Here is a 22948-nt window from a genome sequence, read left to right on the forward strand (position 1 = left end):
CGCGCCGGTGGGCCGGTTCAGGCGGGCATGACGTAGGGGAACGTGTCGGATCTGGCCTGCTGGGCCGCGTCGGCGCCGAGTCCGGAGGTAATTCCGGTGTTCAGCACCATGGAGAACATGACCTCGGGCGCGTTGTCCGCCATGGTCCGCCCGTTGCGTCTCGCGAAGCCGTAGTTCGCCGTGGTGCCGATCTGGTACGACAGCAGGTCCGGGTAGACCTCCCGGGCCACGCTCCAGCCGTACGCCTGCGGGTCGGGCGCGGTCGCGTTCGCCGCTACGACCCGGGCCACCGTCGAGGCGATCTCCGCTCCGTCGGCGCGCAGGTCGTCGCAGGGGTGCCGGACGTTGGCCGGGTTGGAGAAGTCGGTGTCGGTGGGCCAGAAGATCGGCCACATCATGGGGTGACCGGCCCGGTTGATCTGGCGCCAGCCACCGGCGTCCGTGGCGAGCATCGTGCGGCACCAGACACCGATCTGCGTGCCGTCGGGCAGCATCGGTTCGTCGCGGGACATCTCCAGGACGACCGAGTCGACGGTGGTGCCGGCGAAGGTGTTCTTCGCGTTCTCCGGCCGCCACGCCGACCGGTCCAGCTTGGCGCCGTTCTTGAACGCGTCGTTCACCGTGGCGAGCTGGTCGAGGTCGATGTAGAACGGGTCGACGATCCGGCCCGCCCAGACGCGCACATGTTCGCCCTGGACGACCTCGCCGGTCCGGCCCTCGGCGCGCAGGACCCCGGTGGCGGCGTCGTCGCGCGCCTCCTCCGCGGTGAGCGCGTGCACCGTCAGCTTCTGCTTTCCCGCCCCGTCGAGTTCGCCGAAGGCCACCCGGTAGGTCAGCTCCTCGAGCTCGCCGCCGTTGAAGTGGACCTTGAACTCGTACCGCCCCTCGGCGTGGAAGCCCGTCTTGATGTCGGCCCCGGTGACCGAGCTGTTGACGTCCATGACGAAGACCGTGCCGCGTTCCCCGTCGAAGACGTACAGGTCGTTCAGGTAGAGCTGACCGCTCTGCGCGGCGAGCGGGGTGTCGAGATGGTGCGACATGATCACACTCCGGCCGGGGTCCACTAATCGGGCATTTACGAACATACCGACGGCCCGCCGGTCGGTCGGGACGATTGGCCGAAGTAGCCGAGCACCCGGGACGCGCTCAGAAGACCGAGTGGGTGAGCGTCGCGCGGTAATCGCCGACCACGGCCTGCGGCGGAACCGCCACCGACACCGTGGGGTTCCAGGTGGCCGAGTTGCCGCTCGCCGCACCCGACCAACCGGCGGCCGTCCGCGGCACGTCCAGGGTCACGCCCGGTTGCGGCAGGAAGGTGCCCACCCCGGTGGTGGCGAGCGCGGGCCCCGAGGCGTACGAGACCTGACCGCGCGGGATGGTCTCGGGGGCGGAGCCGCCGCCGGTCACGAAGTTCGTGACGCTGACCCTCACCGTCCAGGTGCCGGAGGCCGGACCCCTGTCGTCCGTCACCCGCACCGGCCCGAGCTGATCCCGCAGCGTCTGGCCCGGAAAGCCCGCACCGAGCGTCGCCGACACCGGCACGCCGATCGTCAGCCCGGTCAACGGATCGATCACCAGACTCACCGGCCGGGTGATCGACTGGGCGAGCGCGTCGGTCAACCGGACGGTGAACGAGAAGATCCCGGCCGTGGTCGGCGTGCCGGAGAGCAGCCCGGTGCTCGGGGCGAGCGAGAGCCCGGGCGGCAGCGATCCGGCGCTCACCGACCAGACGTACGGGGTCACCCCGCCAGTCGCCGTCAGCTCGAACGCGTACGGCTGGTACGCCTTGCCGCGCGGCGGGGTGCCGAAGGTGAAGCTGGGCGTGGCGGCGTAGCGGAAGCTCGCCGAGCCGGCGACGCCGCGGGTGACGACCGTGACGTTGACCGTCGCCGCGCCGGACCGGGCCGGCATGGACGAGATGCGGAGGGTGCCGTCGGCCGCCGTGGTGAAGCACCCGGCAGCCGGACCGGAGGCGCACGGCAGCAGCACCACGGCGGTGCCGGCCGCCTGCTCGGCGGACGTGCCGACGAGGATGGCGGTCGCGCCGGTGAGGTTCGTGCCGCCCACCACCACCGCGATGCCACCGTTGAGCGCGCTCTGGGCCGGCGTGACGGTGACGCCGGTGGGTGCCGGCAGCGGGGCCACCGGCGTGGTGCTGGACGAGTAGCCGGGGTTCGCGTCGACCGACGAGGAGGTCGCCACGGTCGCCGTCTGGATGAGCGCCGGAGTCACCCCGGTCCCGGTGACGGCCGCCACGACGGTGATGGGCGGCAGCGTGGTGCCGCCGAGGAACGGGCCGCTTCCGCTGGTGCAGGTGATGCTCCGACCCGACGGCGCGCCGCAGGCCCAGCCGGTCCCGTACGCACCGAGCGGCGTCACACCGGCCGGTACGGTCTGGGTGACCGAGATCGGTACGGTCTCGGTCGCGCCGGGGTCGACGCCGGCGGTGACCGTGTAGCTGACCGGGTCACCCGGTTGCGGATTCGCCGTCACCGCGCTGGTCTGGCTCACGTTCAGGTCGGGCACCTGGTTGAAGCTGACCGCCCGGGTGTTGTCCACCTCGTGGAAGTCGGTGACCGCGCCGGTGGAGCCCACCCAGCCGAAGGCGAGCTGGCGCGGGTAGCCACTGGCGTTGAGCCAGGTCGGTGACGGGTACAGGCTCGTCGACACCACCGGCAGCCCGCCGGTCAGCGTCCGGGCCGTCCCACCGACCGGTGTGAAGCGCACCGCGTACTGTCCGGCGGGGACGGTGATGCCGGTGTCGGTCGTGTACGACGACGTGGTGGTGTTGGCGACCACCTCCACCGGCACGACGGAGGCCGCCCGGGTGCTCGCCCGCAACGGGATCGCCGGCGAGGAGGTCGTGGTGGCGGTGCTGTTGATCGCGCAGTAGCCGACGCCGTTTCGCCCCGGCCCGCGGATCACCACCTGGCCCGGCACCCGCCCGCCGGTGGTGGAGATGTACGGCGGATTGGTGCAGCCGGTGCCCTGGTAGACGCTGTTGCTGAAGTTCCCGAAGACGTCCAGGCCGATGCCGAGGTATCCGTTCGAGAGGCCGACGGTGGTGCCGCTGAACGCGGCCGAGTAGCCGAGCGACCCTCCGGGCTGGCCGATGGCCGCCGGTGCGAGCGGGTTGGCCGGGTCGACGGCGGCCAGCACGAACGCCAGGCCGTCGGCGCCGGGGGTGCTGCCGCCGTACTGGTAGGTGTTGAACCGCACGTGCAGGCCCTGCGAGGTCGGCACGCTCGCCGCGCCGAACACCCCACCCTCGCGGGAGGTCGTCGCCGGAGTCAGCCGCAGCTTTCCGGAGCCCTGCGGATCGGTGTTGGTGGGGCAGCTACGCAGCGGACCGGTGGTGCTGTTACCGGCCGCGGTCAGGCAGGCGGCGTTGGCGGTCACGCCGGGCGGCACCCCCGGCACGGCGACCGGCCCGAGCCCCGTCACCGTGTTGTCGTGGAACGGCTGGTCGAAGAGGGTGGACCCGGCCGCTGCCGCCGGACCGGAGGTGACCAGTAGGCCGCCCAGGGTCAGCGCGGCCGTCAGGAGCACGGCCACCGGTCGGCGCAAGAACCGCATCCCCACTCCTGCTCTCGGTCGACTGATGACGACTATAGGCGGAGAAGCGGACAAACAGGATTAAAGGGCTTAAACGCACGTCTTTCACCATCAGTCACAGTTGTTGCTGGTACGGCGAACCGTGTACTCCCGGTCGTCGTGCGTGATGCCGGAGGGCGAGCCGTCGAACCACGTCTCGACCTTCTCCCAGCCCCGACGCTGCTCGAAGTGCAGGTGCGGCGCTCCGGAGTTTCCGGTGCTGCCGAGCCGCCCGATCTGCTCGCCCTGGCGGACCCGCTGGCCCTCCTGCACCAAAGGCGGCTCCAGCATGTGGAGGTACTGCGTCTCCCACCGGCCGCCATGGTCGATCTTCACCCAGTAGCCGCCGCCGCGTCCGCGCGGGCCCTCCGGATTCTCCGGCGTACGACCGCCGAGCGAACCGTTGATCCCGGCGACGGTGACCGTGCCCGCGGCGGCGGCGAGCACCGGACGACCCCACGCCTCCCCCTCGATGGGGAAGAGGTCGACGTCGTAGTCGTCGTGGCCCGGATAGGTACCGAGCTGCCACGTCTCGCCGCAGGCGACCGGAAGTTGGAACGGCGGGCGCGGCCCCGGCGGCAGCAGCATCGGCACGACCAGCGCGGCGACCGCCACGACGGCCGCCGCCGCGACGAGCACCAGGACGATCCGGGTGGTACGGCTGCGGGGACGGCGGTGGGTGTGGCGTCTGCGGGGGCTGCCGGTCGTCACCGGACGAAGCATGGCAGACGCCGGCAAGAGCGCGCCGACTCGGTACGCCACCGCCCGGAGGCGACGGATCGTGATCGTGGCGGTACCGGCACGTGACGGGACGCCGGCAGGCTGAAGCCGTGCGGCGAATGACGATCCCCGGAGTTCTGGTGCTGCTGCTCGGTCTCCTGAGCGCCTGCACCCCACCCGACAAGCCACTGCTCGCCCTGAGCGTGCAGCAGGGTCGGCCGGTGGGCGTCCTCGTCACGTGCGGCGACGGTCTCGCCCAGGTCAGCGTCTACGAGCGGACCACCGGCACCCCGGGAACCTGGTCGTTCGTCCACTGGCACGTCAGCGGCGCGCCGGCGAGCGAGACCGTGGAGGTGCCGCTGCTCGGCGAGCCGCCGGCCGGCTGGCGGCTCGACGACACCCGCGAGACGCCCGCCCCGGAGGCGGGTGAGACGAGCCGCTACGAGCAGCTCACCGCGCTCGAACCCGGAGTCGGCTACGGGCTCGGCGGCAGCACCGGCGTCGACGACGCCGTGTCGATCACCTTCACCATCGCCGACCTCGACCGGCTCGGCCCGGACGAGGTCCTGACGGCGGTCGAGTTCGGCGAGCCGCGGATCGTGTCGCGGGACACGTTCGTGGCCGACGCCCGCGACAGTTGCGGATAGGGCGTGTGTCGAAGTCCTCGGTCGAGTCGAGGCGGAGTCCAGGCGGCGCTCCGGCAAGGCGGGGATTCGTTCGGATACCGGTGTCGTATCCGGACGAAGCGCCGACGCCGCCGGTCGTCGTCTGGGCCCGCCGCAGGCCGGCCAGGGACTTTGACACATGCCCTAGCGGGGCATCACCTCAGCAGCCACTTCTGGTTGTCCGTGGTGTCGTCGCAGGTCCACTGCTGCACCGGCGCGCCGTTCTCGGTGCGACCGTCGACCACGTCGAGGCACTTGCCGCTGCTGACGTTCACCAGTTGACGCTCCTCGTTCAACCTGAACTTCTGCGCCGGGGTGCCGTTGCAGTCGGTCAGCTGGACCACCGCGCCGTCGTCGCTGGACGCGTTGGCCACGTCCATGCACCGGCCGTCCAACCGGATGCTCTGGTCCGAACCGAGCGTCCAGAGCTGGTTGCGGTCCCGGCTGGCCAGGCAGTCGCGGATGAGCAGGCGCGGCGAGCCGGGGGCGCCGAGGTCCTTGATGTCCAGACACCTGTTGCTCGCCACCCCGACGATCCGGTCCCCCGGCTTCGGCGGCGCGGGGCTCACCGTCCCCGTCGACAGGTCCGGCTCCGGCGAGTGCAGCGCACCGGCGTCCGGCGGGACGTCCGCGGTCGGCCGGGTGCCGTCCGGCTTCTCCGAGCCCACGCTGAACCCCGCCGTGACCTTCCGGAACGCACTCGCGCTGGCGGTCCAGGCCTCCTCCGGCGCGGACCAGAGGATGCGGAAGCCCTGCCGGTCCGCGGTGGCGAACGTGCGCTGACGGGCATGGAGGACGGTGCCGCTCTCAGCCGTGTAGACCCATTCCCAGTCGGCGGCCCGCAGCCCGTAGTTGACGGCGACGATCTCGATCCGGCGGTAGTCGCGGTACGTACCGTCCGCCGATCCCGCCTCCCGTTCGGTCAGCTCGGCCACGGGATCGTTGCCGGGCGCGTCGGTCCGGCTGACCGCCAGCATCCGCTCGCCGTCCGGCTCGTGGAACTCGACAGTCGTCCCGTGCCGGACTATCCGCCAGTCCCGCGGCGCCGGGACGGCGTAGCCGCTGCGATCGGAGTAGACGGACCAGGCGAGCGCCCCCGCCGCCGGGGAGGCGGACGAGTCCGGCGCGGCCGTCCCCTGCGGCGCGGCGGCGTCCACCATCTCGCCCACGTCCGCGCCGTCACCGGCTGCCTCGCGGGCCGCCAGGGGGATGCCGATTCCGAGCCCGAGCAGCAGCACCCCGGCGAGCGCCCCGACCAGCAGGGCCCGTCGGCGACGCACGACGGCGACCACGGGAGACGCACCGCCGCTCTCCGCGGCCGGCGCCGGCAGGCCGCGCGTGGCCGCGGCGGAAGCCGGCACCGACGCCATGGCCGGTGACGTGGCCGGCCCGCTCGGCACCCCGGCAGTGGGCGGCTCGGCGCCGAGCGACTCCGCCGGGGGCGGCGAACCGGGCCCGGCCGGGGCGAGACCGGGATGCCGCGGCACCAGTTGCGTCTTCGCGCTGAGTGCCACGTGCTGCGGCGCCTCGGCGAGCACCCGGCGGAGGAACTGCTCCGCGGTGTCGGCGTCCATCCGCTCGGCCGGGTCCTTGCGGAGCAGCCCCTCCAGCAGCGGCAGGAGCGGACCCGCAGAACGGGGCCTGGGCGGCGGTTCGGTGACGAGCGCGGTGAGGCTCATCATGCTCGACGGCCGGGCGTACGGCGACTGACCCTCGACGGCCGCGAAGAGGGTGGCCCCGAGCGACCACAGGTCACCGGCCGGCCCGACGACGTTCTTCATGGCCCGTTCGGGCGACACGTACGCGGGCGAGCCCAGCACGATGCCGGTGAGGGTCAGGTTCGAGTCCTCGACGGCGGTGGCCAGACCGAAGTCGGTGAGCACGATCCGGCCGTCGGCGCCGATGAGGATGTTGGCCGGCTTGACATCGCGGTGCACGAGCCCGGCTCGATGCGCGGCGCGGAGCGCGCCGAGCACGGCCAGCCCGATCTCGGCGGCCCGCAGCGGCGGGATCGAACCCTCGCTGGTGATGACGTCGTGCAGCGAGCGGGACGGAACGTACTCCATCACGATCTGCGGGTCGCCGTCCGCGCTCAGCAACACGTCGAAGACCTTGACGGCGCTCACGTGGTCGAGCCGGGCGATCGCGCGCGCCTCGCGAAGCGACCGCACCCGCAATTCCTGCCGCGCCTCGTCGGTCAGGTTGGGCGGCGGAACGATTTCCTTGATGGCCACGTCCCGGTGAAGCATGCGGTCCCGGGCTTTCCACACCCGACCCATTCCGCCCTGGCCGAGCAGCTCCACGACTTCATACCGATCGGTAACAAGGATTGGTACGATCTCCGGCACGCGGGAGAGGCTACCTGCCCGATCCGACGTTCATTTTCCTGCCGGCGACTCCTACGCATTTGTGACCGGGGTCATCCCTGCCCAACCCCCTGTTGTCACCGGCGACCGACCGCGTCAGGTGACGACGGTCGCGCACACCGTAAGGATTTCCCGGGGTTTACCCGACGGGCGTCAGATATTGGACACGGAGACGGCCGTCACCCAACACGCGTTGAAGAACCACATTCGACGGTGGACCGACACCGCCCACGGAAAAGGTGTTCCATCGACGCCGCCGCACTCGCGGTGAGCCGCCGCACACGCCGCCGCGCCGCATTCACGCGCTGTTTCGACGAGTTGCCGGATAAGGCACGAACCCGATTTCCACAGCGCCGGTCAGCGCAGGTGAACGGGTGGCACCGCCGACTCGGTCCGGGGCACTGGTCGAGATCCACAGCCGGGTGCGGGGATCGGACGGAGACCTCGGCGCGGACGGTGCGCTCCGGGGCGCGCCGCAGGCGTCGCCGACGCCCGGCCGCGCTCCCGAAGGCTGTGGCGGAGGCGACAACGTCGATGGTTCGGAGGCCTGAACCGGGGACTTCTCCGCAACGTGTGTAGTACGAATGGCCGGGGGTGCGTCGGGAGGCCGACCACCTCGCACCAGAGCACCCGACACGCGAAGGCGGGAGTCAGGAATGACGACCAGCGACATCCCCACCCCGATCCAGGCGTTCATCGACGCCACGAACCGCGCCGACTCGGACGCCTTCGTGGCCGCCTTCACCGACGACGCGTACCTCAACGACTGGGGCCGCGAGTTCCGCGGCCGCGACGGCGTACGCGACTGGGACCGGACCGACAACATCGGGGTGCAGTCGCGCTTCGAGTTCAAGGGGATCAAGTCCGGCGCCGACCCGGACAGCTACGTCGTCACCCTGAAGGTCTCCGGCAACGGCTACAACGGCACCGGCCCGATGACCTTCCACCTGCGCGACGGCCTGATCTCCAGCCTGCGCATCAGCGGCTGACGCGGGGCGGTCACCGCCCACGCCACGGCGGCCCGACTACCAGTGCTCCACGGTGCGCAGCTCGGCCACTCGCCACCGGCCCTCCGACCCGTGCAGCAGCCCGACGAGGAGCCGGGCCGCCCGACCGGTGCCGAACCGGATCTGCGCGCGCGTCTCGGCGTGGAGTTGCCCCTCGGTGCGGACGACCGTCGTACCGTCGATCGTGTAACCGTTGATCGCCTGATTACCGGCGTAGAGCTCGGCGAACTCGGCCGGCCCGGTCTGCTCCCGACGCTCGGCCGTGAGCAGCCCGTACGCCACCGCGAACTCCTTCGCGACGACCGCGTCGAGGTAGGCTGCTGCCGCCGCCTGCGCGCGGCGCCCCTCCGCCAGCCCTCGCTTCGACGTGGCCACCAGCCAGACCATCGCGCAGCCCGCCGCGACGGCCCCGACCGCCAGGGCCGACCAGAGCGACAGCCGTTTGGTGCCGCAGCCCAGGCACACGACGACGGTCAGGCCGAACGCCAGGACACCGGAGACTCTGGCCACTCGAACCGACATGGGCAGGCAGCCTAGCCGGGGGCCGAGGGCAGGGGCCAGGGCCAGCCTCAACGGGGTCAGTCGATGCCTCGGGCGGTGAGGGCGTCGGCGAGATCGTCGGAGTGCTTGAGCGCCATGACGAGCAGGGGTACGACGAAGGCCAGCGGCTGCACGGGTACGCCGCGCGCGCGTTGCGCCTCGCGGACCTGGGTGGCGAAGCCCGCGATCACCGGCACGGTGGTGATGGTCATCGAGAGCATCAGCGCGATCCGGTTCGGGTTGACCCGGAACCGCCGCAGCGGCCCGAGGGCCCGGGCGATCGCGTCGATCAGATCCTCGGTGCGGGTGGTGAGGGTGACCAGGGCGGCGAGGAGGACGACCACGACGACCCGGGTGACGTTGACCGCCGCGGCCGGCAGCGACAGGAAGACGGCCTGGGGCACGAGCATGACGAGGACGAGCCAGCGCAGGCCCCACAGCTGACGACCGAGTTCGGGCAGGCCCAGACCGGTCAGCAGGTAGCCGCCGAGCACGAGCGCGGCCGCCCCGGCGAGCAGCCACGGACTCGCCGGGGCGAGCGAGATCGCCAGCGCGAGGGCCATGACGGTGAGCAGCTTCGGGCCGGCGGGCGTCCGGTGGAGAAGGCCGCCACCCGGCCGGTACATCGTGATCAGAGCTGCTCCTCCTCGTACCGGGCCACAACGGCGGCCGGATCGCCGCGGTCCACCAGTACGCCCTCCTCGAACCGGAGCGCGACGTCGCAGCGGACGGCGAGCCGTGGATCGTGGGTGACGATGACGAGCTGCTGCGGCATCTCGTCGAGCAGGAAGCGCGCGATGCGTCGGCTGTTCGCGGCGTCGAGGTACGCGGTCGGTTCGTCGGCGACGACGAGGCCGGGCTCGCGGATGAGCACCGCGCAGAGCGCGAGCAGCTGCTTCTGCCCGCCGGAGAGGGTCTGGGCGGGCGCGTCGGCGTGCTCGGTGAGGCCGAAGCGGTCCAGCGCCGCGGTGACCCGCGCCTGGATCTCCGTACGGGAGAGCCCCTGCCCGCGCAGGGAGAACGCGACGTCCTCGGCCACGGTCGGCATGATGATCTGCGCGTCCGGGTTGCTGAAGACGAAGCCGACGCGGCGGCGCACCTGCTTCGGTTGGCGGGCCGGGTCGATCCCGTGCACCCGTACCTCGCCGCGGGTCGGGGTGACGAGACCGTTGAGCATCCGGGCGAAGGTCGACTTGCCGGAGCCGTTGGAGCCGATCACCGCGATCCGGCGTTCGTCGAGCTTCAGCGAGAGGTCGCGCAGCACCGCCCGGCCGGCGAACTCGACCGAGACGTTCTCGAAGTGGAGGTCGGTGCTCACCGGACCACCTCGAAGAGGGCGGCCACGCCCAGGCCGCCGCCGACGGCCGCCGTCGCGAGGCCGAGCGTCCCGGCCGGGGCGCCCGCTCGCACCAGCCGGGAGAAGAGGCGCACGACGCCTACCGCTCCGCTCGCGCCCCAGGGGTGGCCGAGCGCGAGCGCGCCGCCGTCGGCGCAGACCCGGGCGTCGACCTCGTCCCCGGCGGCCAGACCGAGCCGGGTGAGCACGGCCAGCGTCTGCGCGGCGAACGCCTCCACGATCTCGATGGCGGCGACGTCGGCGAGGGTCACGCCGGCGGTGCGGAGCAGGGCCTCGACCGCGGGCACCGGGCCGAGCCCGGGCAGGGCCGGATCGCAGCCGACGGTCGCGCCGGCGACCAGGGCGAGCCCCGGCGCGTCGCCACGGGCGCCGGCCGGCACGATCGCGACGGCGGCGGCCCCGTCGCTGTTGCGGCAGGAGTTTCCCGCGGTCACGGTGCCGCCGTCCGCCGCATCGGGAAAGAGCGGGGGAAACCGGTCGAGCATGGTGGGGATACGGGGGCGTGGGCCGCTGTCACGGGTGAGGCCGGCGAGCGGCACCAGTTCGTCGTCGAAGCCACCCCGGGCCAGGGTCGCGGACGCGAGCCGGTGGCTGCGCGCGGCGTACCGATCCTGACGGTCGCGGCCGACGCCGTCGAGGACGGCGAGGTCCTGGGCGGCGCGCACCATGTCCGGGTCGGCGAAGCCGTCGGGAGCGAACGGGGCCCTGGTGTACGCGACCCCGTTCGCGATGCGGGTCGGCGCGGTGGAGGCGCTCTCGGTGCCACCCGCGATGCGGGCGCGGGCGTCACCGGCCCGGATCGCGTCGGCAGCGGTGACGATCGCGGCCAGGCCGCTGCCGCACTGCCGGTCGATCGTCATCCCCGGCACGGAGAACCCCAGTCCGGCCGCGAGCGCCGAGAGCCGTGCGGTGTTGCCCCCCGGCCCCATGCAGTTGCCGAGCACGACGTCGGCGACCTCCAGTGGCCGGGCCGTCACCCGCGTGGCGTCGTCGACGCAGGCCCGTAAGACGGGGGCCGCCAGCCGCTCCACGGTGACCTCGGCGAGCCGACCGCCCTTGCTGGCGATCGGGGTGCGCCGCGCCGCGACGACGACCGGGAGCAGGTGGGCCGACTCAGACAACGCGGCTCACCGTCCCCTCGATCGCGTCGTGCCTGATCCGGTCGCGGGCCGGCTTGCCGCTGGCGGTACGCGGCAGGCGCTCGGTCCAGAACCAGCGGCGGGGCAGGTGCGTGCCGGAAAGCAGCGCGCCGGCCCGGCGGCGCAGCTCCCGGGCGGACGGCGGGCGGCCACCGGGACCGGTTTCGATGACCGCGGCGACGAGCGCCCCCGCCCTCGGGTTGGGCAGCCCGAAGACCACCACGTCCTCGATCCCGTCGAGCCGCTGCAGCGCCGCCTCGACGTCCTCCGGGATCACCGTGGCGGCCGCCGTGAGGATGGCGCCGTCCCGGCGACCACGGAACCGCAGCGGATCGGCCGGATCACCGCCCACCAGGTCGCCCACCGTGCCCCAACCCTCCGCGTCGCGCCGGAACGGCCCGCTGGCCGTGCCGAGGTATCCCGCGGCGAAGTACGGGGAGCGGACCCAGAGCAGACCCTCGTCGACGCGGGTCTCGACGCCGTCGAAGGGGCGCAGCCCGCGACCGTCGGGGTCGACGGCGACGAAGGAGAGCTCGGCGGCCCCGTAGTAGGCGATCAGCCGGATCCCTGCCGCTTCGCTCCGGCTGCGCAGACCCGCGTCGAGGCGGGCGCCGCCGACCAGCGCGACGCGGAGCCGGTGCGCCGTGCCGGCCTCGATCCGCTCGAGGACGCTGCGCAGCGCGTACGGCGTGCCGTGCAGCACGGTGGCGTGTTCGAGGTCGCTGTCGGAGACGGTGTGCGTCCTGGGCAGGAGGACGCTCGCGCCGACCGTCCGGGCGTGCACGACGGAGAACATCGTCACCGACGACACCAGCGGTGAGGGGAGGTAGACGACGTCGTCGGCGGTGAGGTCGAGCAGCCGTTCGACGCCCGGGTACGAGGCGGACCACGACTCGTCCGTGCGGACGATCACCCTCGGCGTTCCGGTGCTGCCCGAGCTGAAGGTGGCCCACGCCATCCCCGGCGCCGGATCCGCCGCGGCGACCGTCGCGCGCAGGCCGGCCCAGTAGTCGCGGTTCCACCTGTCGTCGCCGATCAGTGGCACACCGCCGGCGGCCCGCACGGCGAGGGCTGTCGTGAGGGCCGCCACCCGATCGTCGTCGAGGATCGGCACCACCCGGCCCGGCACGTCCACCCCGGCGGGGCCGGCGGCCGCGATCCGATCGCGCAGCTGCGCGTCGGTCAGCACCGTCGTGCCGCAGCGAAGGGCGGCCCGCTCGGCCGTCACCGTACGCTCGCATCGGTCTTCGGCCGCGCGGCCGGCGGCCGGGGCGCGGCCGCCGTCTCGGCGCCGAACGCCCGCGGGTAGGCGCGCCAGAGGGCCATGGCGACGGCCGTCGCGATCACCACCTTCAGCAGGTCACCGGGGAGGAACACGGCGCTGGACACTGCCGTCTCGCCGAGCGGCAGCCGGGTGACGAGCGACTGGACGGGGATGCCGACCGCGTAGACCGTGAGGGCTCCGCCGATGAAGCAGCCCAGCGCCGTCCGCCACCACGTCGGCTGCCGGCTGCCGATCCGGCAGATGGCCCCCACCACGAAGGCGCCGGCGATCCAACCGAAGAGGAAGCCGGCCGACGGTCCGACGAAGACTCCCGCGCCGCCGCGACCGCCCGAGAGCAGCGGCATTCCCGCCAGAACGAGCGCGAGGAAGAGCGTGACGGCTGCCGCGCCCCGCCAACGGCCCAGGACGGCGCCGGCGAGCATCACGCCGAGCGTCTGCGCCGTGATCGGCACGGCTCCGCCGAAGACGGAGATCGCGCCGGGGATCCCGAGGACCGCCAGGATCGCGGCGAAGACCACGATCCGCGTGACGTCCCGCATGTCGAGGGGGCGACGTCGCTCCATGATCGGCTCCTTTCCAGCCCGCGTCGGCCACGCGGGGACGGCCTGCCGCCGGGGGTTCCCGGCGCTCGGACGACCAGCGGAACGGCGTTCACCTGAACACCGTTCTCCTGAACGGCGTTCACTATACTGATGGCATGTCGAGGCCGGAAAACAGCGCCGGGTACGCCCGCAACACCCGCGACGACGTCGTCGAGGCAGCCCTGGGGATCCTGGACCAGCAGGGGCTGCCGGATCTCACGATGCGCCATCTCGCCGCCACGCTCGGGATCCAGCCGAGCGGGCTCTACTGGCACTTCCCCAACAAGCAGGCGCTCCTCGCCGCGGTCTCCGACCGGATCATCGCGGGCGCTCGTAACGTCGACGCCGACGGGCGCGGCTGGCAGGAGCGGGTACGGGCCGAGGCCGCCGCGCTACGCGACGCGCTCCTGGCCTTCAAGGACGGCGCCGAGGTCGTCTCCAGCACCCTCGCCCTCGGCCTCGGCGCGGAGGAGCTGCAGCGACGGCTGACCGACGCGATCGACGCCGGCGGGTTCGACCGGGAGACCAGCGAACTGGCCGCCGCGACGATGGTCCACTTCATCGTCGGCCACGCGTTTCACGAGCAGCAGCGCATCCAGGCGGACAGCCTCGGCGCCGTCGCGCGCGAACACGCCCTCGACCGGGTGGACCCGGCGGACGCCCCGGTCCGGCCGCGGGCGTTCGAGTTCGGGGTCACGCTGCTCATAGCCGGGCTCGAACGGCGGCGTACGCCCCTGCCGACCGATCCGGCGCCCGCGAGCGCCTAGCGGCATCGCCGGCGACCCGGTAGGTCCGCCGCTCAGCGGCGACGGCGGCGACCGGCGCTCCCGCACCGAAGGGGCTACTGCGCCGGAGCCCCCGGACCGACCTCGCCACGCCTCAGGTGCTCGGCGTTGCGCTCGGCTTCGCTGTCGGCGTTCGCGGCCCCGGCGCCCGGATCCTCGGTTCGGCGACCCTCGACGTCCTGGTACGCCTCGCCCCGCTCCAGCGCCTCCTCCTCCTGCTGCCGCCGGCTCTTCTCAGGTGTGGTCACCCCACCCACCTACCCCGGAGCCACCCCGGCAATCCCCCATCCGCAGAAACGGCCTCGTTCACGGAAAAAGTGGCTATCCGGCGCGCGGAGACCACTCTTTCAGTGAAAGTGCGCGGATCTTGCGGGGCTGTCGCGCGACAGCGAATTGTCGACAGTGGACGTCGGGCAAGTACGATGCCGGCTTAGCGCAGAGCTGGCACACCGACGACCCCTCTCGACAGGAGCCTGGCATGGTTGCCCCGGACACCGAACTCGCCGCGAAGATCCAGTCCGACGTGCCGCACGCGGCGCGGATCTGGAACTACTGGATGGGCGGCAAGGACAACTTCCAGGCCGACCGGGCGGCCGGTGACGCGGTGGCCGAGGTCTATCCGGAGATCGTGCTCATGGCGCAGCACTCCCGCCGGTTCCTGGTGCGCGCCGTGCGCTACCTGGCCGCGGAGGCGGGCGTCCGCCAGTTCCTGGACATCGGCACCGGCCTGCCCACCATGCAGAACACCCACGCGGTCGCCCAGCAGGTGGCGCCCGAGTCGCGCATCGTCTACGTGGACAACGACCCGATGGTCCTCGTGCACGCCCGGGCGCTGCTCGCCAACACCACCTCCGAGGGCGTCACCACCTACGTCCCCGCCGACTACCACGACCCGGAGACGATCCTCGCCGAGGCGGCGCGGACCCTCGACTTCGACCAGCCCATCGCCGTGATGTTCATGGGGGTGCTCGGCTACGAACCGGACCTGGACGTGCTGCGTTCGATCGTCCAGCGGACGATGGACGCGACCCCGTCCGGCAGCCACCTGGTGCTGTGGGACGGCACCGACACGAGCCCCGAGGTGGTCGCCGGGGCCGAGCGGCTGGCGCAGAACGGCGGCGTCCCGTACATCCTGCGCAGCCCACAGGATCTCGCCGACTGCTTCACCGGCCTCACGATGGTCGAGCCCGGTCTGGTGCCGATCCCGCTGTGGCGTCCGGACGACGCGGACGCCGAGGCGATCGACGCGTACGGCGCGGTGGCCCGCAAGCCCTGATCCGGCGCGGTCCGTGCCACCTCTGGTGGTCCGGGGGCGGGTTCAGGGCGGGGAGCCCCGTGCGGCGGCGCCGCGCCTGCCGAGCTCGCCTCGGATCGGCAACCAGTACGCCGGGATGAAGGCGGCGATCACCGCCACGCCGAGCAGTGGAAGGAACGCGCCGACCAGTATCCCTGCGGCGATCCAGATCATCGCGAGCCGGAACCGGCGGGCGACGAACCGGGCGCCGGTGTCGTCGATGGTGGCGCCGAGCAGCTGGCGTTCGTGGCGCGCGTACGCCCAGATGATGTTGAACAGGATCGCGGCCAGCTCGATCGTGGCGCCGTAGAAGACGACGGCGCTGCGCTCACCGTGGCCGGAGTGGAACGCGTCGGCGAGGACGGACGCGGCGAACGGCAGGAACGCCACATCCATCAACAGCAGGGTGTTCAGGAACATCAGCAGCCGATCCACCACTCGGATGTGATCGAACATCACGTGGTGGTTGACCCAGATCTGGCCGATCATCAGGAACGTGACGGAGTAGGCCAGGTAGGACGGCCAGAGCGCGCCCAGCCCGTGGAGGAGCCGCCGGAAGTCCTCCGGCGGCCGGATGTCCAGCACGAGCAGGGTCACCGCGATGGCGAAGACCGCGTCGCTGAACGCCACCAGCCGTCCCGGATTGCGGGTCCCGCCGAACGCCGCCGACGGCTCGGCCGAGCGGCCCCGACGTCCCGGCACGGCTATCCCCGCGTCCGGTCGCGCCGTCGCCGGTGGCCGGCGCCGAGCGGTTGATCCGCACGCTTGATCGACCCGCCGGTGTCCGCTCGATCCGGTGTCGCCTCTGGCATGACCGGTCAACTCGTCGACGAGGGGTGCGGTAACTGGTGCCGGGTAGCCTTCTCGGCGCGCCGACGCCCCGGGCACCCGGCCGTCCAGCGCCACCGGCTCGGGGGGGGTCCGGCCGGGGACCGCGACGCGCGCTTCCAGGGACCGGTCACCGGCCGGGCGATGAATCAACAGAGCTGATGTTGACTATCGGAATGATTCGTTTGATTTGATGCTCGTGCCGCGCGAAGCTTGATCCGTCAACGAACGAAGACGGGTCAACGGAGGCTCGACATGAGCAAGGCACAGCGCGTAGCGATCGTCACCGGCGGTTCCCGGGGCATCGGCCGGCAGGTCGTACTGGAGCTCGCCGAGGAGGGTTACGCCCTCGTCGTCAACTACGCGGGCAACAAGGCCGACGCGGACGAGACCATGGCCGCCCTGGCCGCCACCGGCGCGAAGGCGATCGCGTTCCAGGCCGACGTCGCCGACGAGAACGCGGTCAACGCGATGTTCGACGCCGCGGAGCGGGAGTTCGGCGGCGTCGACGTGGTGGTGAACATGGCCGGCATCATGCCGGTGACGCCGCTGGTCGAACTCGACCTCGACACCCTCGACCGGGTGATCCGCACCAACCTGCGCGGCGCCCTCCTCGTCACCCAGCAGGCCGCCCTGCGGGTGCGCCCCGGTGGCGCGATCATCAACACCTCCAGCTCGATCACCAAGTTCAGCCGGCCCGGGTACACGGCCTACGCCGCCACCAAGGGCGGGGTGGAGGCGATCACCCTGATCCTCGCCCGCGAGCTGCGCGGACGCGACATCACGGTCAACACCGTGGCACCCGGACCCATCGACACCGAGCTGTTCCTGCGCGGCAAGGACGAGGAGACCATCGCCCGGATCGCCGCCGAGCCGCCGCTGGGCCGGATGGGCACCCCGGAGGACATCGCCCCCATCGTCGCCTTCCTCGCCGGTCCGGGTCGCTGGATCAACGGCCAGGTGGTGTACGCCAACGGCGGCGCCGTCTGACGGCCGGACCGATCGGTTCCACTCGCCCCGAACGCACTCCCCCCAGATCCGAGGTGTCCGACATGAGCAAGATCATCCTCATCAGCGGTGCGTCCAGCGGCTTCGGCGCGCTCGCCGCCCGGGCACTGGCCCGCGCCGGCCACACCGTGTACGCCGGCATGCGTGACCGCGCCGGGCGCAATGCCCGGGCGGTCGCCGCCGCCGGCGAGTACGCCACCGAGCACGGCGTCGACCTGCGCACGGTGGAGCTCGACGTGTCGTCCCAGCCGTCCGTGGACACCGCGGTCGCCACCGTCCTGGCCGAGCAGGGCCGGCTGGACGTGCTGATCCACAACGCCGGCCACATGGTCACCGGTCCGGCCGAGGCCTTCACCCCCGAGGAGCTGGCCGCGGTCTACGACACGAACGTGCTCGGCACCCAGCGCCTCAACCGGGCCGCGCTCCCCCAGCTCCGGGCCCAGCGCAGCGGTCTCGTGGTCTGGGTGGGCAGCTCCAGCACCCGCGGCGGCACCCCGCCCTACCTGGCGCCCTACTTCGCCGCGAAGGCCGGCATGGACGCGCTCGCGGTCAGCTACGCCGCCGAGCTCACCCGGTTCGGCATCGAGACCTCGATCATCGTCCCGGGGGCCTTCACCGAGGGCACCAATCACTTCGCCAACAGCGGCCACCCCGCCGACCAGGCCGTCGTCGCCGCCTACGACGAGCTGTACCCCGCGCTGACGGAGCAGGTCGGTCGGCGGCTGGCCGAGCTCGAGCCGCCGGACGCGGACGTCGCGTCGGTCGCCGAGGCCATCGTCACGGTGGTCGACACGCCGGCCGGCAAGCGCCCGTTCCGCGTACACATCGATCCGTCGGACGACGGGGCCGAGGTGGTCAACGGGGTCGCCGACCGGGTACGGGCCGAGCTGCTCACCCGGATCGGGCTGGCCGACCTGCTCAGGCCCCACCTTGCCCACTGAGTTCGGGCCGGGAGCCGGAACCCTGGCCGCCGAGGCGTCGCGCCGCACCGGACGCGACGCCCGGCGGCGGTCCCGGGCGGCCCGCCCGTCGGACCCCGGCGGCCTGCAGCTGAGGCAGCTGGAGTACTTCCTCGCGGTCGCGGCCGAGCAGAGCTTCACCCGCGCCGCCACCCGGCTGCACGTGGTCCAGTCGGCGGTGTCGGCCGCGATCTCCGGGCTGGAACGGGAGTTGGGCGCGACGCTCTTCGACCGCAGCGCGCAGGGGGTGGTGCTGACGGCCGCCGGAGAGGCGCTGCTGCCGAAGGCCCGGACGACGCTCGACACCGCCCGCGCCGCCCGGGACGCGGTCCAGCGGGCCGGCCGGGAGCTGGGCGGCAGCATCGCGATCGGGTGCCTGAGCGGGGTCGGCGGGATCGACTTCGCGGGCCTGCTCGGCCGGTTCCACACCCGGCACCCGCTGGTCCGGCTCTGGCTGCGCACCGCCGAGTCGGACGGCTCCGCCGGACTGGCCAGGTCACTGGCGGACGGCGAGCTCGACGTGGCCTTCCTCGGCATCGGCGCTCGCCCGTTCCCCCAGCTGCATACCCGCCGCCTGCTGCGGCTGCCGCAGGTGCTGGCCGTTCCCGCCACCCACCCGCTGGCGAGCCGGAACACGGTCACCCTGACCGAGGTGGCGGGTGAGCGGTTCATCGACTACCCCGTCGGCTACGCCACCCGCACCGCCACCGACCAGGCGTTCGCGGCGGCGGGGCTGGAACGGACCATCGCGATGGAGGTCAGCGACGTGGCCGTGGCGGCGGACTTCGTCGCCCACGGCCTCGGGGTGGCCTTCCTGCCCGCCCGGGCGTTGCCGGCCGGGACCGGCATCAAGGCCCTGCCGCTGGACGATCAGTCGCTGGAGTGGTCGCTGCACGTGGCGACCGCCCGCCACAGGCGGGTCGGCGCGGCCACCGCCGCGCTGCTCAAGCTGGTCGACGAGCACCTGGAGCCGGCCGCCTGGCGGACGGCACGGCACGGTAAGGCACGGCCCGGCAGCCGCATCGGCTAATGGCCGAAGGTGTACCGCAGGTTCGCGTTGATCAGTTCGTTGAGCCGCCGGCGCAGGTGACCGAGGAGCGACGGGTCGGGTACGGGCTCGGCGACCAGCAGCGTCCAGCGCAGCCGGGTGCCCTCTCCCCCGTCGGGTTCGAGTTCGAAGCGCACCTGGGCGTCCGGTCGCCTCGGACAGAGCGAGGACCAGACGACGAGGTGCGGCCGGTCGGCGTGCAGGATCCGCGGGGGCTCTTCGTCGTCGAGCAGCCGTAGCCACTGTCGTAGCGGATCCCGGTCGGGCTCGGTGAGCGCCTCGAAGACGACGGCCGGCGGGGGTGGTTGGTTGCGCGTACGGCTGCCGGCTTCGCTCAGGCCCACGGCTGATCGGCCTCCTCGTCCGCGGTCGGAGATCAGCGCTTGGCGGAGCCGGGCCGGAGCAGCTTCGCCAGCTCCGGGCGGACCAGGTCGGTCCACGGCGTCGGCCGCAGGGTCGCCGGGTCGAGGCGGACGACGACCCGCCGCCCCTCGGCATTCACGGTCGCCCCGTCCGGGGAGAGGACCCGGAAGCCGTACTCGGCGCTGGTGCGGCCGACGCTGTCGAACCAGAAGTGCACCAGCCGCGGGCCGCTGCCCTTGATGGGCTGGTGGTAGGTGACCAGCAACTCCCGGACGACGTGGAACGAGTCAGGGAACCGCTCGTACGAGTTCAGGTCGAACCCGCGCCCCGTCCAGTACGCGGAGAGCGCCCGCTCCAGCAACGTCGCGTACCGGCTGTGGTGCAGCATGCCGAACGCGTCGAGCTCATCCCAGTTGACCGGGCTCGACTCGACATGGCCGTACTCGACCTGGATCGGGGCGGTGGATGACATGGCTTCTCTCCAGCGAGGGTCTGGTCCCGCGCGAGTGTCAGGACCGGCCGACCGCTACCCCGGTGACCTGCCCCGACAGCCGGCTCGGCCGGGGGTCGGATCTTTGTCACACGGGTGAGTCATCCGACGCGCGCCGATCGCCGCGAGCGGCCTTCAGCGGGCCCTGGTGGCGGTCAGCGCGGAGTCGATGAGCGTCGCGGCGGCGGCGCGGGCGTGCCCGGCGGCCTCGCTCGTACCGGCTATCGCCGCCGTGGTCTGCGCCCCCTCGGCGAGGATGGCGAGTTGCGAGGCGAGCGACGCGGGCCCGCCGGCCTCGGCGACGAGGGCGGCGAGGGCGGCCTGGAAGTGGGCCTTGTGCTCCCGGACGAGTTGGGCGATCCGCGGCGCGGTGGCACCGAGCTCACCGAAGGTGTTGATGAAGACGCAGCCGCGGAAGTCGTCGTCGTCGAACCAGCGGGCCAGCATGTCGTAGACGGCGAGCAGCCGGTCGCGCGGCGTCGCGCCGGTCGCGACGGCCGCCTCGACGAGGCCGTTCCAGAGTCGGCGCCGACGGTGCAGGACCTCCTCGACGATGCTCTCCTTCGAGGGGAAGAGCTGGTACAGGCGCTTGAGGGAGACGCCCGCCTCGGCCCGCAGGGCGTCCATGCCCACCGCCTGGATGCCCCGGCCGTAGTAGAGCCGGTCGGCGACGTCGAGCACCTTCTCCCGAAGCTCCTCGTCGGTCTGCGTCGGCATATTCCCTCCCGCTGTCACGGATCTCGGTGACGACCCTCACGGCCGAAGACCCGCTGGGGGACTATCGCGGAGAACGGCCGTTCTCTAGGCTACTCCACAGAGCGAGAGAACGTACGTTCTCCGATGCGACAGGGGAGGCCGTCATGCCATTCATCAACGTCGGGACCGAGAACAGCACCGACATCGACCTCTACTACGAGGACCACGGCCAGGGGCAGCCGGTCGTGCTCATCCACGGCTACCCGCTGGACGGGCACTCCTGGGAGAAGCAGAGCGCCGCCCTGCTGAAGGCGGGCTACCGGGTGATCACCTACGACCGGCGCGGTTTCGGCCGGTCCAGCCAGCCCACCGTCGGCTACGACTACGACACCTTCGCCGCCGACCTCAACACGGTGCTGGAGACGCTCGACCTGACCAACGTCGTGCTCGTCGGCTTCAGCATGGGCACCGGCGAGGTGGGCCGCTTCCTGGGCCGGTACGGCTCGGCCCGCATCGCCAAGGCCGCCTTCCTCGCCTCGCTCGAGCCGTTCCTGCTCAAGACCGAGGACAACCCCACCGGGGTGCCGCAGGAGGTCTTCGACGGCATCCTCGCCGCCGTCACCGCCGACCGGTACGCCTACTTCGCCGACTTCTACCGCAGCTTCTACAACACCGACGAGACGCTGGGCAGCCGGCTCTCCGAGGAGGCGCTGCGCAACAGCTGGAACGTGGCCGCCGGCTCCTCCTGGTTCGCCTCGAGCGCCGCCGTGCCGACCTGGCTCACCGACTTCCGGGCCGACATCGAGAAGATCGACGTGCCGACGCTGATCCTGCACGGCACCGCCGACAACATCCTGCCGATCGACGCGACCGGCCGGGAGTTCCACAAGCGGCTGCCGCAGGCCGACTACGTCGAGATCGAGGGCGCGCCGCACGGCCTGCTCTGGACGCACGCCGCCGAGGTGAACGAGGCGCTGCTGGCCTTCCTGGCCAAGTAGCCCGACCGGCCGAGGGGTGGGGTGGCCGGACGCGGCGACCCCACCCCTCGGCGCGACCTCCGACGGAATCCGGGCTGGCTCGTCCCGCCCCGGAGCCGTAGCATGAGTCGGCGAGCATAGACGAGCGACGATCTTCGGGGGACTCGTGGCCGACCAGCAGATCCAGCGCGTGTTCGTACCACCGTCCGACGGGTCCGGCCCGGGCGTGCCGAACGGCGCGGAGCCGACGCCGCCGCTGAACCCCGCCCGGATCACCGGCGTGGCGTCCGGCTTCATGACCGCCAAGGCGCTCTTCGTCGCCGCCGAGGTCGGTCTCTTCGCCGCCGTCCCCGCCGACGGCGCGCCCGCCTCCACCATCGCCGAGAAGTGCCGGATCCCGGTGCGCAGCGCCCGTGCCCTCGCCGACCTGCTGGTCGCCACCGGCCTGCTCGAACACGACGGTGAGCGCTACCGCAACGCCGCCGACACGGAGGCGTTCCTCGCCGGCCGGGGACCGCTCGACATGCGCCCCATGCTGACCTACTGGGACGTGGTCAGCTACTCGGCCTGGGCCGAGGCGTCCACCGCGTTCCGCACCAGGCAGGGCGTCCGGCCCGACCTCGACGAGGCACAGACCCAGGCGTACGAGGCGTCGGTGGCCCTGGTGACCGCGGAGACGGCCGCCGACCTGGCCAAGGCGTACGACTTCCGCCCGCACCGGCGCGTGCTCGACGTCGGCGGCGGCATCGGCACCTTCGTCAAACCCCTCCTGAGCGCATATCCGCAGCTCACCGCCACCCTGCTCGACCTGCCCGAGGTGGTGGAGGTCGCCCGCGAGAAGCTCGCCGGTGACGCCTTCGCCGACCGGCTCGACCTGGTCGGCGCGGACGTGTTCGCCGATCCGCTGCCGGGCGGGCACGACGCGCTGATCGTGGCCAACTTCCTGCACCTCTTCTCGCCGGAGCGCAACACCGAACTGCTCACCCGGCTGCGGAACGCGGTGGCGCCGAACGGCCGGCTGCTGCTGGTCGACTGGTGGCGCGACGCCTCGGCGCCGCACCCGGCGACCCGCCTCGGCGGAGGCGAGTTCCTCATGATCAGCGGTGGCGACACCTACGAGGCGGACGAGGCGGCCCAGTGGCTCGACGCGACCGGGTGGCGGCTCGTCGCGCACCTGCCGCTGGCCGCGCCGGCCGGGCTGATCGTCGCCGAGCCGGCCGCGGCGCAGCGGTAGGCCCGGTGGCCC

The 22948-nt window shown here is 72.5% G+C and carries 24 protein-coding genes; 9 read left to right on the forward strand and 15 right to left on the reverse strand.

The window, feature by feature from the left end; genetic code table 11:
• Positions 1-17: 17 nt before the first annotated feature.
• The 3 genes from D7044_RS05060 to D7044_RS05070 all read right to left on the reverse strand — a co-directional run bounded on the left by D7044_RS05060 (position 18) and on the right by D7044_RS05070 (position 4317).
• On the reverse strand, positions 18-1040 hold the full coding sequence (locus D7044_RS05060) for a DUF4331 family protein (protein WP_120688229.1): 1023 nt from the start codon (positions 1038-1040) through the stop codon (positions 18-20).
• Positions 1041-1146: 106 nt separating this feature from the next.
• Positions 1147-3576, reverse strand: coding sequence for a putative Ig domain-containing protein (locus D7044_RS05065; protein WP_120688116.1), 2430 nt, complete (start codon positions 3574-3576; stop codon positions 1147-1149).
• A gap of 90 nt (positions 3577-3666) precedes the next feature.
• Positions 3667-4317 (reverse strand): M23 family metallopeptidase, encoded by a 651-nt coding sequence (locus tag D7044_RS05070; RefSeq protein WP_120688230.1) that lies wholly within the window; start codon positions 4315-4317, stop codon positions 3667-3669.
• 107 nt (positions 4318-4424) lie between these two features.
• Here D7044_RS05070 and D7044_RS05075 point away from each other — a divergent pair, with 107 nt between their 5' ends.
• Positions 4425-4961 carry a hypothetical protein gene (locus D7044_RS05075; RefSeq protein ID WP_147434583.1) on the forward strand — a complete coding sequence of 179 codons (537 nt, stop codon included), beginning with the start codon at positions 4425-4427 and terminating at the stop codon, positions 4959-4961.
• 173 nt (positions 4962-5134) lie between these two features.
• On the opposite strand, the gene D7044_RS05080 is transcribed toward D7044_RS05075, so the two are convergent.
• On the reverse strand, positions 5135-7327 hold the full coding sequence (locus D7044_RS05080; RefSeq protein ID WP_120688118.1) for a serine/threonine protein kinase: 2193 nt from the start codon (positions 7325-7327) through the stop codon (positions 5135-5137).
• Between the two features lie 674 nt (positions 7328-8001).
• Between D7044_RS05080 and D7044_RS05085 the strand changes: the two genes are divergently transcribed.
• A complete protein-coding gene (locus D7044_RS05085) occupies positions 8002-8334 on the forward strand; it encodes a nuclear transport factor 2 family protein (protein WP_120682715.1) in 333 nt (110 codons plus the stop codon).
• A 36-nt stretch (positions 8335-8370) separates the two neighbouring features.
• On the opposite strand, the gene D7044_RS05090 is transcribed toward D7044_RS05085, so the two are convergent.
• The 6 genes from D7044_RS05090 to D7044_RS05115 are packed head-to-tail and all read right to left on the reverse strand — an operon-like array spanning position 8371 to position 13236.
• On the reverse strand, positions 8371-8874 hold the full coding sequence (locus D7044_RS05090; RefSeq protein WP_147434584.1) for a hypothetical protein: 504 nt from the start codon (positions 8872-8874) through the stop codon (positions 8371-8373).
• Between the two features lie 56 nt (positions 8875-8930).
• The gene (locus tag D7044_RS05095; RefSeq protein ID WP_199716477.1) at positions 8931-9518 is read right to left on the reverse strand and encodes a CbiQ family ECF transporter T component; all 588 of its coding nucleotides are present in this window, start codon (positions 9516-9518) and stop codon (positions 8931-8933) included.
• A 5-nt stretch (positions 9519-9523) separates the two neighbouring features.
• Complete coding sequence (locus D7044_RS05100; protein ID WP_120688120.1) at positions 9524-10210, reverse strand: energy-coupling factor ABC transporter ATP-binding protein; 687 nt, start codon at positions 10208-10210, stop codon at positions 9524-9526.
• On the reverse strand, positions 10207-11370 hold the full coding sequence (locus tag D7044_RS05105) for a thiolase family protein (protein ID WP_120688121.1): 1164 nt from the start codon (positions 11368-11370) through the stop codon (positions 10207-10209). Before D7044_RS05105 ends, D7044_RS05100 begins: the two co-directional genes overlap by 4 nt.
• Positions 11363-12616: a class I adenylate-forming enzyme family protein gene (locus D7044_RS05110; RefSeq protein ID WP_199716478.1), complete on the reverse strand. Its 1254-nt coding sequence runs from the start codon at positions 12614-12616 to the stop codon at positions 11363-11365. Before D7044_RS05110 ends, D7044_RS05105 begins: the two co-directional genes overlap by 8 nt.
• Positions 12613-13236 carry a biotin transporter BioY gene (locus D7044_RS05115; protein WP_120682725.1) on the reverse strand — a complete coding sequence of 208 codons (624 nt, stop codon included), beginning with the start codon at positions 13234-13236 and terminating at the stop codon, positions 12613-12615. Before D7044_RS05115 ends, D7044_RS05110 begins: the two co-directional genes overlap by 4 nt.
• A gap of 134 nt (positions 13237-13370) precedes the next feature.
• On the opposite strand from D7044_RS05115, the gene D7044_RS05120 reads away from it, so the two are divergent.
• Positions 13371-14021 (forward strand): TetR/AcrR family transcriptional regulator C-terminal domain-containing protein, encoded by a 651-nt coding sequence (locus tag D7044_RS05120; RefSeq protein WP_120682727.1) that lies wholly within the window; start codon positions 13371-13373, stop codon positions 14019-14021.
• 74 nt (positions 14022-14095) lie between these two features.
• Here D7044_RS05120 and D7044_RS05125 read toward each other — a convergent pair whose 3' ends face one another.
• Entirely contained in the window at positions 14096-14287 is a 192-nt protein-coding gene (locus D7044_RS05125; RefSeq protein WP_120682825.1) for a ribonuclease, read from the reverse strand.
• A gap of 230 nt (positions 14288-14517) precedes the next feature.
• Here D7044_RS05125 and D7044_RS05130 point away from each other — a divergent pair, with 230 nt between their 5' ends.
• A complete protein-coding gene (locus D7044_RS05130; protein ID WP_120682729.1) occupies positions 14518-15315 on the forward strand; it encodes an SAM-dependent methyltransferase in 798 nt (265 codons plus the stop codon).
• Between the two features lie 42 nt (positions 15316-15357).
• Here the strand turns inward: D7044_RS05130 and D7044_RS05135 are convergent, their stop codons facing one another.
• Complete coding sequence (locus D7044_RS05135) at positions 15358-16035, reverse strand: TMEM175 family protein (protein WP_120688122.1); 678 nt, start codon at positions 16033-16035, stop codon at positions 15358-15360.
• Between the two features lie 381 nt (positions 16036-16416).
• Here D7044_RS05135 and D7044_RS05140 point away from each other — a divergent pair, with 381 nt between their 5' ends.
• The 3 genes from D7044_RS05140 to D7044_RS05150 all read left to right on the forward strand — a co-directional run bounded on the left by D7044_RS05140 (position 16417) and on the right by D7044_RS05150 (position 19158).
• On the forward strand, positions 16417-17151 hold the full coding sequence (locus tag D7044_RS05140; protein WP_120682732.1) for an SDR family oxidoreductase: 735 nt from the start codon (positions 16417-16419) through the stop codon (positions 17149-17151).
• 62 nt (positions 17152-17213) lie between these two features.
• The gene (locus D7044_RS05145) at positions 17214-18110 is read left to right on the forward strand and encodes an SDR family oxidoreductase (RefSeq protein ID WP_120682734.1); all 897 of its coding nucleotides are present in this window, start codon (positions 17214-17216) and stop codon (positions 18108-18110) included.
• Positions 18100-19158, forward strand: coding sequence for a LysR family transcriptional regulator (locus tag D7044_RS05150; protein WP_199716479.1), 1059 nt, complete (start codon positions 18100-18102; stop codon positions 19156-19158). Before D7044_RS05145 ends, D7044_RS05150 begins: the two co-directional genes overlap by 11 nt.
• On the opposite strand, the gene D7044_RS05155 is transcribed toward D7044_RS05150, so the two are convergent.
• From D7044_RS05155 to D7044_RS05165, 3 genes are all read right to left on the reverse strand, one after another.
• Positions 19155-19520: an SRPBCC family protein gene (locus D7044_RS05155; protein ID WP_233563506.1), complete on the reverse strand. Its 366-nt coding sequence runs from the start codon at positions 19518-19520 to the stop codon at positions 19155-19157. The two genes, D7044_RS05150 and D7044_RS05155, sit on opposite strands and share 4 nt — an antisense overlap.
• A gap of 32 nt (positions 19521-19552) precedes the next feature.
• Complete coding sequence (locus tag D7044_RS05160; RefSeq protein WP_120682736.1) at positions 19553-20011, reverse strand: acyl-CoA thioesterase; 459 nt, start codon at positions 20009-20011, stop codon at positions 19553-19555.
• A gap of 153 nt (positions 20012-20164) precedes the next feature.
• A complete protein-coding gene (locus D7044_RS05165) occupies positions 20165-20746 on the reverse strand; it encodes a TetR/AcrR family transcriptional regulator (protein ID WP_120682738.1) in 582 nt (193 codons plus the stop codon).
• A 143-nt stretch (positions 20747-20889) separates the two neighbouring features.
• Between D7044_RS05165 and D7044_RS05170 the strand changes: the two genes are divergently transcribed.
• Both D7044_RS05170 and D7044_RS05175 read left to right on the forward strand, forming a co-directional pair.
• Complete coding sequence (locus D7044_RS05170; protein ID WP_120682740.1) at positions 20890-21723, forward strand: alpha/beta fold hydrolase; 834 nt, start codon at positions 20890-20892, stop codon at positions 21721-21723.
• A 145-nt stretch (positions 21724-21868) separates the two neighbouring features.
• Positions 21869-22936, forward strand: coding sequence for a methyltransferase (locus tag D7044_RS05175; protein ID WP_120688123.1), 1068 nt, complete (start codon positions 21869-21871; stop codon positions 22934-22936).
• The last annotated feature ends 12 nt before the right edge of the window (positions 22937-22948 follow it).

Source organism: Micromonospora musae, assembly GCF_003626635.1.
GTDB lineage: Bacteria > Actinomycetota > Actinomycetes > Mycobacteriales > Micromonosporaceae > Micromonospora > Micromonospora musae.

What these genes read in the sequence shown, in the direction of transcription:
- D7044_RS05060 (WP_120688229.1), bottom strand. Translation starts at nt 1,040, where the DNA reads ATGTCGCACCATCTCGACACCCCGCTCGCCGCGCAGAGCGGTCAGCTC.
- D7044_RS05065 (WP_120688116.1), bottom strand. Translation starts at nt 3,576, where the DNA reads ATGCGGTTCTTGCGCCGACCGGTGGCCGTGCTCCTGACGGCCGCGCTG.
- D7044_RS05070 (WP_120688230.1), bottom strand. Translation starts at nt 4,317, where the DNA reads ATGCTTCGTCCGGTGACGACCGGCAGCCCCCGCAGACGCCACACCCAC.
- D7044_RS05085 (WP_120682715.1), top strand. Translation starts at nt 8,002, where the DNA reads ATGACGACCAGCGACATCCCCACCCCGATCCAGGCGTTCATCGACGCC.
- D7044_RS05090 (WP_147434584.1), bottom strand. Translation starts at nt 8,874, where the DNA reads ATGTCGGTTCGAGTGGCCAGAGTCTCCGGTGTCCTGGCGTTCGGCCTG.
- D7044_RS05095 (WP_199716477.1), bottom strand. Translation starts at nt 9,518, where the DNA reads ATGTACCGGCCGGGTGGCGGCCTTCTCCACCGGACGCCCGCCGGCCCG.
- D7044_RS05115 (WP_120682725.1), bottom strand. Translation starts at nt 13,236, where the DNA reads ATGGAGCGACGTCGCCCCCTCGACATGCGGGACGTCACGCGGATCGTG.
- D7044_RS05120 (WP_120682727.1), top strand. Translation starts at nt 13,371, where the DNA reads ATGTCGAGGCCGGAAAACAGCGCCGGGTACGCCCGCAACACCCGCGAC.
- D7044_RS05130 (WP_120682729.1), top strand. Translation starts at nt 14,518, where the DNA reads ATGGTTGCCCCGGACACCGAACTCGCCGCGAAGATCCAGTCCGACGTG.
- D7044_RS05140 (WP_120682732.1), top strand. Translation starts at nt 16,417, where the DNA reads ATGAGCAAGGCACAGCGCGTAGCGATCGTCACCGGCGGTTCCCGGGGC.
- D7044_RS05145 (WP_120682734.1), top strand. Translation starts at nt 17,214, where the DNA reads ATGAGCAAGATCATCCTCATCAGCGGTGCGTCCAGCGGCTTCGGCGCG.
- D7044_RS05160 (WP_120682736.1), bottom strand. Translation starts at nt 20,011, where the DNA reads ATGTCATCCACCGCCCCGATCCAGGTCGAGTACGGCCATGTCGAGTCG.
- D7044_RS05165 (WP_120682738.1), bottom strand. Translation starts at nt 20,746, where the DNA reads ATGCCGACGCAGACCGACGAGGAGCTTCGGGAGAAGGTGCTCGACGTC.
- D7044_RS05170 (WP_120682740.1), top strand. Translation starts at nt 20,890, where the DNA reads ATGCCATTCATCAACGTCGGGACCGAGAACAGCACCGACATCGACCTC.